At 43.8% G+C, this 13,472-nt stretch carries 12 protein-coding genes; 4 read left to right on the plus strand and 8 right to left on the minus strand.

What is annotated here, in order from left to right:
• Positions 1-234 precede the first annotated feature (234 nt).
• Both ACAY30_RS08615 and ACAY30_RS08620 read right to left on the minus strand, forming a co-directional pair.
• Positions 235-435, minus strand: coding sequence for a DUF3185 family protein (locus ACAY30_RS08615; RefSeq protein ID WP_290250182.1), 201 nt, complete (start codon positions 433-435; stop codon positions 235-237).
• Between the two features lie 313 nt (positions 436-748).
• The gene (locus tag ACAY30_RS08620; RefSeq protein WP_290250183.1) at positions 749-2,116 is read right to left on the minus strand and encodes a M17 family metallopeptidase; all 1,368 of its coding nucleotides are present in this window, start codon (positions 2,114-2,116) and stop codon (positions 749-751) included.
• An 861-nt stretch (positions 2,117-2,977) separates the two neighbouring features.
• On the opposite strand from ACAY30_RS08620, the gene putP reads away from it, so the two are divergent.
• Genes putP through ACAY30_RS08635 form a run of 3 tightly spaced genes read left to right on the plus strand, consistent with a single transcriptional unit; the run spans position 2,978 to position 6,839 of the window.
• A complete protein-coding gene (gene putP, locus ACAY30_RS08625; protein ID WP_290250184.1) occupies positions 2,978-4,462 on the plus strand; it encodes a sodium/proline symporter PutP in 1,485 nt (494 codons plus the stop codon).
• A gap of 24 nt (positions 4,463-4,486) precedes the next feature.
• Entirely contained in the window at positions 4,487-5,587 is a 1,101-nt protein-coding gene (gene proB, locus ACAY30_RS08630) for a glutamate 5-kinase (protein WP_290250185.1), read from the plus strand.
• A gap of 4 nt (positions 5,588-5,591) precedes the next feature.
• Complete coding sequence (locus tag ACAY30_RS08635; protein ID WP_290250186.1) at positions 5,592-6,839, plus strand: glutamate-5-semialdehyde dehydrogenase; 1,248 nt, start codon at positions 5,592-5,594, stop codon at positions 6,837-6,839.
• Between the two features lie 149 nt (positions 6,840-6,988).
• Here ACAY30_RS08635 and ACAY30_RS08640 read toward each other — a convergent pair whose 3' ends face one another.
• Both ACAY30_RS08640 and ACAY30_RS08645 read right to left on the minus strand, forming a co-directional pair.
• The gene (locus tag ACAY30_RS08640) at positions 6,989-7,540 is read right to left on the minus strand and encodes a YeeE/YedE thiosulfate transporter family protein (protein ID WP_290250230.1); all 552 of its coding nucleotides are present in this window, start codon (positions 7,538-7,540) and stop codon (positions 6,989-6,991) included.
• Positions 7,540-8,094 carry a YeeE/YedE thiosulfate transporter family protein gene (locus ACAY30_RS08645; protein WP_290250187.1) on the minus strand — a complete coding sequence of 185 codons (555 nt, stop codon included), beginning with the start codon at positions 8,092-8,094 and terminating at the stop codon, positions 7,540-7,542. The genes ACAY30_RS08640 and ACAY30_RS08645 overlap by 1 nt, the downstream gene beginning before the upstream one ends.
• 454 nt (positions 8,095-8,548) lie before the next feature.
• Here ACAY30_RS08645 and ACAY30_RS08650 point away from each other — a divergent pair, with 454 nt between their 5' ends.
• Positions 8,549-9,097 (plus strand): hypothetical protein, encoded by a 549-nt coding sequence (locus ACAY30_RS08650; protein WP_290250188.1) that lies wholly within the window; start codon positions 8,549-8,551, stop codon positions 9,095-9,097.
• Positions 9,098-9,236: 139 nt separating this feature from the next.
• Here ACAY30_RS08650 and ACAY30_RS08655 read toward each other — a convergent pair whose 3' ends face one another.
• The 4 genes from ACAY30_RS08655 to ACAY30_RS08670 all read right to left on the minus strand — a co-directional run bounded on the left by ACAY30_RS08655 (position 9,237) and on the right by ACAY30_RS08670 (position 13,288).
• Positions 9,237-10,229: a fatty acid desaturase gene (locus ACAY30_RS08655; protein ID WP_371190264.1), complete on the minus strand. Its 993-nt coding sequence runs from the start codon at positions 10,227-10,229 to the stop codon at positions 9,237-9,239.
• A gap of 62 nt (positions 10,230-10,291) precedes the next feature.
• Positions 10,292-11,344, minus strand: a complete 1,053-nt coding sequence (locus ACAY30_RS08660) for a flavin reductase family protein (protein ID WP_290250190.1) — start codon at positions 11,342-11,344, stop codon at positions 10,292-10,294.
• Between the two features lie 405 nt (positions 11,345-11,749).
• Positions 11,750-12,223, minus strand: coding sequence for a fasciclin domain-containing protein (locus tag ACAY30_RS08665; RefSeq protein WP_290250231.1), 474 nt, complete (start codon positions 12,221-12,223; stop codon positions 11,750-11,752).
• A 735-nt stretch (positions 12,224-12,958) separates the two neighbouring features.
• Complete coding sequence (locus ACAY30_RS08670) at positions 12,959-13,288, minus strand: hypothetical protein (RefSeq protein ID WP_290250191.1); 330 nt, start codon at positions 13,286-13,288, stop codon at positions 12,959-12,961.
• Positions 13,289-13,472 lie beyond the last annotated feature (184 nt).

Genomic DNA, 13,472 nt, shown 5'->3' on the forward strand with positions numbered 1-13,472 from the left:
TGATGCAATACGCGTTGATCTGAAGACAAGTCAACTGAGGTTGACAAACAGCAGTAAAAAACGGCGAACCTCAACAAGAGGACGCCGTTTTTATTTAGCCGTTATACAATACAGTATTGGTTACGGTCGGGTGCTCACACAGTTAATGAGAGTGATTGGCTGAGCCCCCAAAAAAGCTCGAACTAAGTTACCCCTTACGGGGCGTTGAGTTAATCACGAGATTGATAAGTTGGCTTACTTTCTAAAAAACAACAGTAACCCGATAACAAAACTGACTGCACCAGCAATATAAAACATCATCACTTCATCGGTTTTTTGTCCGGTTACTGCCTCAGTGACTTGCTCTACCGCTCCCGCGCCTTGTTGATTACCCCAGACGACAAGGGCAACACCAATAACCATTAAAATTAAGCTTGCCAATTTACTTGAACCCATAGCTATTTCTCTCTATTCACATATTGTGCCTATATACAGCCTATGTTAGAGCTCACTTTTGTGCAAATTTCTGAGCCAAAAAGTCATACTAGTTTATTGATTTAAAAACTGTTTATGAAATGTAACTGAAAATCAAAGGGTCGTTTAAATGGATACAAAGAAGCGCTAGTGAAACTGACAAAAGACAAGCAAGTAAAAAGCGCCAACAATCGGCTAGTCGCCCAATTGTTGGCGCTGAACCATGTGACCCGAGGGCCTATTCTACGCCCGAGCTAAGCGCCTTAGCACTTAGCTCGACATAAACACCGATCAATTACGCGTATTTTTGTTGCAAGTGCTTAAATACCGCGCGCACGCCAAACGCTTCTCCGCCTTTAGGGCGTCCCGGCAGTGCTCTGATATTAAAGGCCATGATATCAAAGTGACACCAATCAGTACCGCTCTCAACAAACTCTTGTAAATAAAGTGCCGCGGTAATGGCACCGCCGAACGGTCCAGTAGCGCAGTTTGTCATATCGGCAATATCGCTTTTTAGCATGTCTTTGTACGGTTGATACAGCGGCATGCGCCAAACCGGATCGTCAATTCCCAAGCCCGCATCGGTAATGGCTTGTGCAGTGGCGTCATTGGTGGCAAAGAAGCCCGGTAATTCTGTGCCTAAGGCAACTCGCATCGCACCTGTTAAAGTAGCAAAGTCGATAATCATCTCAGGTTTGTCATTCATCGCTTCATCGAGCGCATCACATAACACCAAGCGCCCTTCTGCATCGGTGTTATCAATTTCAACGGTTAAACCTTTGCGAGTGGTGACCACATCACCTGGACGTAAGGCATTACCCGCAATCGCATTTTCAACCGCAGGGATTAGCACGCGCAAACGCACATTCAATCCAAACGACATGATTAAACGCGCCAAGCCAAGCACATGGGCTGAGCCACCCATATCTTTTTTCATCAATCGCATACCGGCCGCAGGTTTCACGTCTAAACCACCGCTGTCGAAACAAACACCTTTACCAACAAGCGTTATTTTAGGCGCGTTCTCGTCTCCCCATTGTAAATCGAGTAAACGCGGCGCGTGGCAACTCGCTCGTCCCACAGCGTGAATTGTTGGGTAGTTTTGCTCGAGCAACTGATCACCGACAATTTCATCAAAGCTGGCGCCAAATTCGTCGGCCATTTGCTTGGTCACCGCAGATAAGTGCTGTGGCATCATGTCGGCGGCGGGTGTATTTACTAAATCGCGAACCAGTGTCGTCGCCTGATACTGTTTTATCGCCTCTGCGACAAGCGTTTGATCATTAATGGCTAGCGTTGGCAATTGCGTTTGCTGTTGCTTGTATCGATCAAATTGATAAGCACCCATCAGCCAACCAAAGGCAACCGCCTCATATGCATCTTGCTCCGCTTGCAACAGATATTGGGCCTTAGGTAACTGGCGGATCAGTTCACCGCAGGCAAAATAGGCGTTAGTCGACTCAACTACCATCAGGGCGCAGTAAACTTGCCCCTGTTGATCCGGTATGATAGCAACCCCCTCTTGCTTGTAAGCGGTGTTTGCTAACCAGTTTTTGGCAAACTCAGATTGTTGCTCACACCATGTGGCATAATCGCTTTTGTTGATGACATAAAGCGGCGTACCGCTGTTTTCAGCAACGAGTAAGTTGGACGGGTTCGACATAGTCTCTCTCTTTTTTACATATTGTGTTTGTGTCTATTGTTGATAGATATAAGGCTTGATAGCACAATAAACAAGTCAATTAATGCTTTCTATCAGCATTAGCCTCGTTAGTCGCCTTTGCATGGCCTACCAGGATACGTGTTGATCACTAACTAACGAGGCTGTCTATTTAATCCGAGAAGGATCCAAACGACAAAATTAGTTAGCACTGTTAGTAATAAACAATAAACCATTGCTCTAGCCAATCACAGTGACATCAGTACGCACCTAGCCAACCGAAGTCCTTATATACAGTACCCTCAAGCCACTAAACAGTGGTTGGAGGCCATGCACTAAAAACGACAATATTTAGACATCAGAAAGGGATGAATTAAAAATGGTCACAAAACGGTCACAAAACAGCCCTTGATATTTCGTACAATAATCATTAGTATACTAAAGACAATAACAACAGGAGGCTTATTGTGAATTCAGACATATCAGAAAGTATTTGTTTTTGGCTTATTATGGGAACGTACCTTGTTCCGAAACTTATCATCGACACAACGCGCTCGGCAGTCAACTATGTCGACCAAAAAACCATTCCTCTCGCCAATCTAACCAAGCTGTAAAGCGGGTGTTGGCCACCAAGGTAAGTATTTGTTTCTAAAGCATTAGAAACGCTACTACACAACCTTAGATAAAAAAACTTGTAACCAGAGAGCTTAGCGACACGCGATTAGTGTATCCGTATTTTGATCCTTTAGCGTACTTAAGCTCTCTGCTCTGTTGATAAGTTATCAGTGCAATAATTTCTAGGGATCCGGTGCAAAGAAAATTGCTTCTGAAAATTATAATTATATTTCGAATTATTAGATGACTATGTTTTATTTAAGTTTCTCTACCATATCTATTGTTCTTTACTTCGTTATGCTGATCGGTATTGGCATATACGCAATGAAAAAATCGACGGCTAATAACAACGAGTACCTACTAGGTGGTCGCAATGTAAGCCCGAAAGTGACCGCGCTGTCTGCCGGTGCTTCTGACATGAGTGGTTGGATGCTGATGGGATTACCAGGTGCAGCCTACGTCAGTGGTTTAAACAGCATTTGGTTAGCGCTGGGGTTAGTTATTGGCGCCTACGTAAATTATCAGATTGTCGCACCAAAACTGCGTGTATTTACGGAAGTAGCGGATGACTCACTAACTATTCCCGAGTTTTTATCCAAGCGTTTTGCGCTTAACAAAGGCGGTGTGCGCTTAATTGCCTCATTGGTTATTATCGTGTTCTTCACGGTATATACCGCTTCGGGCTTGGTTGCCGGCGGTAAGTTATTCGAATCGGCATTTGGTTTACACTACAGTTGGGGCGTAATTGCTACGGTATCTGTGGTCGTCGCATACACCATTTTAGGTGGTTTTTTAGCAGTGAGCTTAAGTGACTTTATCCAAGGTGTGATCATGCTTATTGCCCTTGTTGCCGTGCCACTGGCTACGTACATGCAGTTCGATCAAGCACAGATGATGCAATTTACTGAATCTATGTCGTTTAGTTTCAGCAACATGGAATTTATCGCCGCGCTAAGTTTAATGACATGGGGCCTAGGTTATTTTGGTCAGCCTCATATTATTGTCCGTTTTATGGCGATTGATAGCCACAAGAATTTGCCACGCGCAAAAACCATCGGTTTAACGTGGATGACCATATCCATTATTGGTGCCGTTGTCACTGGTTTAGTAGGCGCAGCATTTATTGCCAACAGCAAGCAAACCATCAACGATCCAGAAACGATTTTTATTTTCTTGTCGCAATTTTTATTCCATCCGTTTATTGCCGGATGGTTATTAGCGGCCATTTTAGCGGCGATAATGAGTACCATTTCATCGCAACTATTAGTGTCTTCAAGCTCGTTGGTTGAAGATATTTACAAGGCATATTCGCGCACGGCACCAAGTGCCAACAAATTACTGATGACAAGTCGAGTGTGTGTATTAGTTGTTGCTGTTGTTGCGTCACTGATCGCCCTTGATAACAACAACAGCGTGTTAAATTTGGTTTCCAATGCCTGGGCCGGATTCGGTGCGGCGTTTGGACCACTTGTTTTATTTAGCTTGTGGTGGAAAAAGCTAACCCACGCAGGGGCTATTGCCGGTGTGGTAACGGGTTGTGTGACCGTATTAATTTGGGCTTATGTGCCGTTGTTAGCAAATGGTCAAACACTGAGTAGCTTGTTTTACGAATTACTACCTGGCTTTATTGCCAGCTCTACAGCCATTGTTGTTGTCAGTTTAAACAGCCAAAAACCCGCTACACAAGCTATTTCATGGTTTGAAGAAACGTCGAAAAAGTTAGTCAAAGCCTAATTATTATTGAGTCAGGAGTCCATTATGAACACCCCTAACTGGAACAGAATTGTTATTAAAGTCGGTAGCGCTTTGATAGCTCCAAATAGAGATGGTTGCAGTAGTCAATATCTGCTGAGTATTGCCAACTTCATCGTCCGCTGCCGCATGTCAGGTATCCAAGTGGTATTGGTGTCCTCCGGCTCGGTTGCCGCTGGTGCCCATTTGTTTGAACAGGTGAATGATTCGTCCATCACCATTAAGAAAGCCATGGCCAGCGCTGGCCAACAAGAAATGATGGCGACATGGGATAGGTTATTCGACTTTTCTACGGCGCAAGTGTTGTTAACTCATGCCGATTTAAGAAACCGCGACCGTTATATTAGTGTGCGAGATACCTTAGATACGTTACTTGAGAATGACATTTTGCCAGTGGTCAATGAAAACGACACGGTAACCACTGACAAACTTAAAGTCGGTGACAACGATAATTTATCAGCCATGGTGGCCACCGCGACTCAAGCTGATGCGCTGATCATTTGTTCAGACATTGACGGTTTATACACTGCCAATCCGCACCTTGATAAAAGTGCGCGCTTGATCAGTGATGTGATTGAAATCAACAGCGATATTTATGCGATGGCCGGTGGCGCAACCAGCGATGTCGGCACTGGCGGTATGAAAACTAAAATTCAAGCCGCTGAAAAAGCGACGTCGCATGGTATTCAAACATTTATTGTTGACGGCTTTAACGAGCAAAGCTTTAATCAACTATTAGAGGGTAATAATCCCGGTACGTTATTTCATCCACATCCAGATCCCATGCTTGAACCAATGCATTGGCTGCGTCACACCACCCTAGCTCAAGGCGAGTTAGTGGTAGCTGATGAATTTAGCATTGATGAAGACCTTACCAGTGATGTGTTGACATCAAACGACATAATCGACGTAAACGGCGATTTCTCGGCAGGAGATGTGGTCATGCTGCGTAAACAAAATGGTGAAAAAGTTGCCAAAGTAACAACGAATTACAGCAGTTGTTTACTCAGTTTTGTCGCCACACAAGACGATGAACAAATTAATAGGACGCTCGACGATACAATCGATCCTATTCTCTCTGAAAAATATATTGCAAAAATGGAATAAACACATGACATTAATGAAAAGTATTGCCACACAGGCGAAAAAAGCCGCACGTATTCTTGCTATTCAGTCAGCCGAAAAACGCATCAGTGTATTAACTGATATGGCTGATGCACTGCGCCAACACGCAAATGTCATCCTTGAGGCAAACAAAGACGATTTGCAGCGCGCCACCGAAGCTGGGTTATCCGATGCGATGATTGACCGCTTAACGCTAAACGAACAACGCATTAATGACATGGCCGATGGCTTAGACACCGTTGCATCATTACCCGAAGTTGTTGGTACAACTCGTGAGTTTGGCAAACGTCCCAACGGCCTAACAATAGAAAAAATGCGCATTCCACTCGGCGTAGTTTGTATGATTTACGAAGCGCGCCCTAATGTTACCGCCGACGCCGCAGGTTTGTGTATCAAATCGGGTAATGCCGTTGTGCTGCGCGGTGGTAAAGAGGCGCTGAGCAGTAGTTTAGCTATTGCCGACGTATTGCGTTCGGTATTAACAGCGCATCAATTACCAGAAGAGATAGTATCGGTTATTCCCGATCCAGATAGAGCATTACTCAATGAGCTACTGACCTTGAAAGATGACATCGATTTGGTGATCCCTCGCGGCGGTGAAGGCTTGATCAACTTTGTCAGTGCAAACAGTCAAATTCCTGTGATTCAACACTACAAAGGCGTATGCCACTTGTACGTTGATAACGAGGCAGACTTAGATAAAGCGCTAGCCATACTGTTAAATGGTAAAACACAACGCACCGGTGTGTGTAATGCGTTAGAAGGCTTACTAGTACATGGTGATATCGCTGAGCAATTTTTACCTAAAGTAGCCGATGCCTTTAAAGAAAAACAGGTGAAGGTAAATGGTTGTGATAAGGCCGAGCCTTACTTTGACGACTTTACCCTACTCAACGACGATGAGTTTGGACAGGAATATTTGTCGCTTGAAATTGCGGTGCGCGTTGTAGACAGCATAGAGCAAAGCTTTGCTCATATCGAGCAATTTGGCAGCCATCATACCGAGGTGATTGTGACCGAAAACAAACAGACCGCCCAGCGCTTTCAGCAGGTGGTCGATGCTTCTGTGGTAATGGTTAATGCATCATCTCGATTCTCTGATGGTGGCGAATTGGGCTTGGGTGCCGAAATTGGTATTGCAACAACGAAACTGCACGCCTATGGCCCAATGGGTATTGAATCTCTCACCACAGAAAAGTATCTGGTACACGGTACTGGACAGTGCCGTAATTAGTGCTTGCTGCGCACGCTTGCGTGCAGTTTAGTACGACGCAGATACACGGTAGGACAAATGTCCTTGAGTTAAATCTAGGCTACTATCCGTAGCGGTTTAACTCAGGGGCATTTGTTTAAGTTTATCAGCCCTCTCTATACTGCTGTGCATTACGGCAGGTGTCCTCTCGAAGACGACTTGCGCAGTGTTGTTGGCAACAGCCACGCAACCAAGACAAAACCAACGCCGATAACTATTGGTAGCCACATAGTACCGGATACACTGACTACGCTGGTTTTGCCGCCAAGCATAGGTTCAAACAAGCCAAACGTTGCTAACCACGGGTAGGCAAGTGCAAAGGCGCCAGCACCCAATAGACCACCTAAAACAAAAAATAATGCGTCTTTTCGCCCAGCGCCGACGTTGGCTAAGCTCGTGCCTGGACACATACCAGATACTGCCCAACCAATACCAAACAATGCGCCGCCAATAATCACTCCCATATACATGGTTTTAATACTCATGTGAGATGGGTCAAATACGTTGAGGAGAACACCGACAAAAAACACGGCGGACGACAAACCAATTGCAGCAAGGATAGTTTTAGCCAAGCGCAAATCTCTCAGGGTTAGCATATCAATAATGATATCGGCATGTGTTGCCCCCACTCGATACAGCGAAAAACCAAATAAGCTGCCAAGAACAATGGCTAATACAATCATCACACATCACCTCCGCTTTTGTTATACACCAACATGGCGACAGGAATTGCGGTGATAAATGCGGCAAGCGCAAATACATAGCCGCTAATTGAGGTTTGCATCATCCCACTCATCATGTGCCCTGAGGTACAACCGCTGGCCAGTCGAGCACCAAACAACGCGATAAAACCACCGATAAAGGTCATCGCATAACGCGACCATGGATTAGTGCCGTAGCATTTGGCATGTGCTTTGGGGATCTCAGGCTCCTGGTGCGAACGCGAGGCAATAAAGCCACCGACAATCATACTCAATACAAAAATCAGCCCGTAATTTAACGGCTGTGCAACGGACTGGGCGTACTTGCCACCAGACTTAGCCAAGTATTCATTACTGCTGGTGTATCCGGTTTGGGTACTCGAGTCTTGAGTTACCAGTTCAGGCTGAAACACTTTGGCAATCAGGCCATCAATAATAACAAATTGGGTTGACACTCCAATTGGTTTAACCAGTACCAGGGCGAGCACAAACACCGCGGCTAATGCGACAGCGCCCTGTTTCCAAGATAAGGTCATGGGTCACCTCCTAACATAACCAATTGCTGATGATTAGAGCGTGTTCAACTTTGCTGTTCATTTTTGCTGCGAATTGTTTGGGATTTTTACAAGGCAACGACTATAAAGTTTCGTCATCTAAACAACTAGGCGTTAACAACGTAGAAATTTCAAACAAACGCTGGCCAAAGGGTTCTGTCGAAATTCTCCCTGCTCTGTAATAACTGACACTTACATAGATGACTATGCTGCATGACAGCTATTTTGATCAGAAATCATTTAGGTTGAACAAAATTTGTAGCTCAAAGATCAACACGCCTTAATTATGGCACATTAAATTAGCAACCAATGATATGCCCAATAATCTGCACCTCTCTCGGTAAACTTCATAGCATTACAACAAAAATTAGCTTGCAACTAAACTTGGTTGTGGCTTTGTGCGTAAACACTGATAAACAACAAAAAGGAATATACAATGTTTAAATTTTTCACCGTCGGCGCTCTACTACTTACCTTGACCGCTTGCGCCAGCGTTATTGAAAATCGATCGCCAATTAACGAGACCTTTCCCAATGTCACCGGTACTAACCTAAACAAACAATCGATCGCTATCCCCGATGGCTTAGAAGGTGATTTAAAAGTGTTGCTGATAGGGTACGTTGAGCGCTCTCAATTTGATATTGACCGCTGGTTGATCGGTTTAGATATGACCCAAACCCCTGTTCCAGCCTACGAGTTACCAACCATTGCCGGCATGTTCCCACAAATGTTCGAAACCTTTATTGATAATGGCATGCGCAAAGGCATACCCAAGTCAATGTGGGGTGGTGTGATCACCATTTATGACGGCGCCGAAAAGATCACTGCGTTAACCGGTACTGAAAATCGCAAGAATGCACGAGTAATTCTGATCAACTCGGCAGGAAAAATCCTCTATTTTTACGACCGTGGTTTTGCCGTTGATGCACTGAATAACTTGCGCGAAACAATTAGAGAGTATCAGCAACAAACAGCAAGCAAATAGTATAATGCGATTGATGTCGGGATGTAAAAATACTCTGTCGTCGCTGATTGAATGCTTGCTTAGTTGGTGGCTAGCTTTTTAGCCACACAACTTACGCCAAACACCTTACGCCAGTTATCAAGCGAGACGTAACCTTAGCTTACGGAAACGAGTAGCGAACAATTCGTTTGACTACCGAGCCATATTGACGAAAGAAACTTCCCGTATTGTAATGAATACCGTGCTGTTGCAGGATACGCTCTACAGATGGTGCTATCTCTCTGTATCGTCTGGCCGGCAGATCCGGAAACAAGTGATGCTCTATCTGAAAGCTTAAGTGCCCAGTTAAAACGTGAAACCAGTTACCGCCTTTTAAGTTTGATGAACCTAATGCTTGACGATAGTACCACTGCCCTTTCGTCTCATTTTGACAGTCCTGCTCTGAGAAGGTGTGTACGTCTTCGGTAAAATGGCCACAAAAGATAATGGTTGACGTCCATAAGTTGCGCAACAGGTTAGCGCATAAATTACCGACCAGTACCCATAAAAACAGTGGTCCGGCTAACAATGGAAACAGCAAATAATCCTTAACTAGTTGTCTTGCCCCTTTGCTGAAAAAACGACGTTTGAGCTCGGCATGAGATACTTTATTGTTGCGGTTTTGCTTCTTTTTACCAAAAAACACCCGCTCGGCAGCCATTTCGTGATACGACACTCCCCATTGAAATAAAGCACTTAAGAGAAGATACGTGACAAATTGCCAGAGATTTTTAACACGCCAGCGAAAATCTTTTGACAAGCGCAACAAGCCATAACCAAAATCTCGGTCTTTGCCAATAATATTGGTGTATGTGTGGTGTTCGTAGTTATGCACTCGATTCCAACTCGCGCCATCGCATGCAATATCCCATTCGTACGATTTTGAGTTGATGTGTTTATCGTTCATCCAGTCGTATTGACCATGCATCACATTATGGCCGATTTCCATATTATCAAGGATTTTGGCAATGGCTAATGACAACACGCCAACGACCCACAACACAGGAGTAATAAAACCTAACATCAATAATATGCGACCCGACCACTCTAAAATGCGCTGCAGGACGATAATTCGCCTGATATAGTTGGCATCTTCTTGGCCAATTTTGGCCATCGTTTGCTCGCGCAGTTGATCGAGTTGTTGACCCAACAGCTGATAATTTGGGCTACTCTTACTCATACTCTAAGCTCCACATCACTCATCACTTGTGATACACATAATTGAATTAACTCCTCACCGCGATCAGATAATTTACCGGTGACCACATTTTTAACCACACCGGTGGTTTTAGTACACTGGCATTGATGGCAAATCCCTATTTTACAGCCGTGTGATACAGGCTCTCCTAACGCCAGCAGTTGTGACAAAATAGGCGACTCATTGCTTACCACAATTTGCTTACCATTTAACGACACGTCAAAAAGTTGTTTGGTTTGACTATCTAGTTGCGTCAATGCCATTAAAGAAAAGTGTTCACTGTATAGCGATATATCGTGTAACTGAGCGTACTTGGCTACGCTTTGGTAAAACGCCTGAGGACCACATACCAGCATGGTTGATTGCGCAAACTTCTCTAGGTGATTTGATACATCACCGTCGACGTTTCGCGTCATTAACTGAAAAGAAAAATTTTCCATGGCTGCTGACAATGCCGTTAGCTCATCGACAAGCAGGTGTTGTTGTGGCTTTGCGTAGTAAAGCAAGTGAACGTGTCGGCCGTCGTTAGGCTGATTTTTTAAATCGTTAAGCATGGCAATAAATGGCGTAATACCAGAACCTGCCACCAACAACAGGTTATTATCGGTAAGTTTACCAACCGTAAACTGCCCTTTCGGCGACGAGATGTTCACCCAATTACCAAGCGACAATTGACTCAGCGCGGGGGTAAAATGCCCTTGCTGTTGCTGTTTGATCACTAATCGAATCAGTCTTTTCGATAATGCCAATTGAGGTGCTGAGGCAATGGTAAATACGCGAGTTAGCAACTTTCCATTAATCTCCTGCGTTAACTCGATGTGTTGGCCTGATTGATGTACAGGCCAATTGCCATGTACGCGCAAGTACAATTCAATGGTGTCAGTAACATGGTGATTAACCGCCACGACGTTGGCACGGTAAAAGCCATCTCGCCAGGCCGGTTTAACGGCTTGTATAACAGGTTCGATATAGCCAGAAAATGACGTGTGGTGTAAAAACCGTCGGCTGAGCCAATTTAAATATTTTTTCATGAATAGGTTATTGAGTTTACATGTGTACGCTTAACTAAGTGCACAAGTGTACGCTGAAAAAATAAAAAATCAATACCGTTAGAGCTAAAACTCTACACTCAGATAAATTTGTCGTGTTAAGCGACTTTTTGTTGGGGGCAATACCGTGTAGAAAACGCCATGATTGCCGGAGGATATCAAACTGACGCGATCAATGATTTTGTCTTAATTGCTAGATATTGTTTGTGATTATGTCAGGTTCACGCTGTCGTTATTATGATGAGGCCTTTGGCTTGAACCAGAGTTGCTGTCACTCAATTAAACCACCACGCACAAACCATAAAAAAGGAGCCGTTAAGGCTCCTAATTTACACTATTAAGTGTGGTCATTAACCATAATGCCTCACGCAAGGGGGTTATGTCTGGTTACTGCTTCGGTAAAATCACCGTATCAATCACGTGAATTACCCCATTGCTCGCTTTAATATCGGTTTTGATGACGTTGGCATTATCCACTTTTACTCCAGCGTCGCTCACATCAATAGTCACAGAATTACCTTGCACGGTTTCAGCCGCATCCAACGCCACAACATCTTTTGCCATCACCTTACCCGAGACCACATGGTAGGTTAAAATCGCAACGAGCTTATCTTTGTTTTCAGGAAGCAGTAGGCTCTCGAGGGTGCCTTCCGGAAGTTTGGCAAACGCGGCATCTGTCGGCGCGAACACCGTAAATGGTCCATCGCTTTTAAGAGTGTCAACTAAATCAGCAGCTTTCACCGCGGCCACCAAGGTGGAAAAGTCATCATTTGAGGCGGCTATATCAACAATATCTTGCTTGTTTTTGTCATAACCGCCCGCAAAGGCCACGCTTGAAAACATCACATAAAGGGCAAACATTGGCAAAGTTAAAAGCTTTTTCATGGTCGTATCCTGTCGTTTGTTCATCAAATTATTCAAATAACGGCATCGGTAAGCTGCGGTGTGGTCACAACAATGACGTGCACAAATCTTACTAACACCACTGAACGTTGACCTTGACGACACATCACAGCTGATGCAAGGTCTAAGCGTTTCATACCCTAGACTTACGCAAGGTAACCAACAATGGATTAGTCTAATGAGTGTTGTTTTACCCTTGGTCAATATTTAAACAATAATTCTCCCTCTATTGCCAGGTGTTAAGTAGCAGTAAGTTACTATTTTCGAGCAACATTAATCTTCGAATTTTGTTAGCTATTACACTTGGCGTTTTTCGGGCAAAAAAATAGCGCCGCTGACGCTAATTGCCAGGGGCGCTATTTCTCTAGAGTTCTGAATTAGAACGGCATTTTCATGCCCGGTGGATGAATAGTCGTTAACGACAATTTAGTATTCTGACACCTTGTTTTTTATGACTTAAGCGCATAGAGCAATACATAATTACTCCCTAGGGTTCATTTTTGTCCTATCTCTGTCCCACATTAGGGCGTATCTTAAAAGCCTAATCTTCACTTAGAAACCAAAAAAACGCACTGCGGGTCTAAAATTATATACATTCGTAAAACGACAAACCTTTTAAAGCTTTTGCTCATAATCTTAGACATAGACCCGTAACCATACCTTTTTTAGATCAGAACGATATGTTGGCCAATATCAAACCGACAAAGACGCAACGACAAGCGCTGTAATTGAAATTAAAATGGAACTAATGGTTAACCCTAGATAAATTCGCATTTTTTTCTCTAAAGCTACTAGACTTTCCTCCAGTGATAAAATGGCTTTTTGCAGATTGTCAGCAAGAAGGTTTAAGTTTTGAGCATTTTGAGAGGCCGCTGATTGCAACTCAGATATTTGCTCGTTAATAAGCTCTGCCGCTTCTTTAGAGGACTTGGATTTCGAAGTGAAGGCGGGGATCGTGGCTGATGCTATATCAGCCAGATAAGGTGCAATTGCTTTTATAATCGGTAAAGCCTGAACAGCCATAATAAAAATCCTTTAAATTTAAAATATTTACGTGAAAAATTACCGTTTAATGAGTTTTAAGTCAATTTACCGTTAAAGCATCTAAGATGAGGATCATTAGTAGGCCATGAGACAAAGAGACATATTATCGAAAGATAGTTTTGCAAAGTGAACGTTGCTTAGTTTGTACAAAAACCTCTCTTAT

Origin of the sequence: Thalassotalea ponticola (assembly GCF_041379045.1) — a bacterium.
In the GTDB taxonomy this organism is placed as follows: Bacteria; Pseudomonadota; Gammaproteobacteria; order Enterobacterales; family Alteromonadaceae; genus Thalassotalea_A; species Thalassotalea_A ponticola.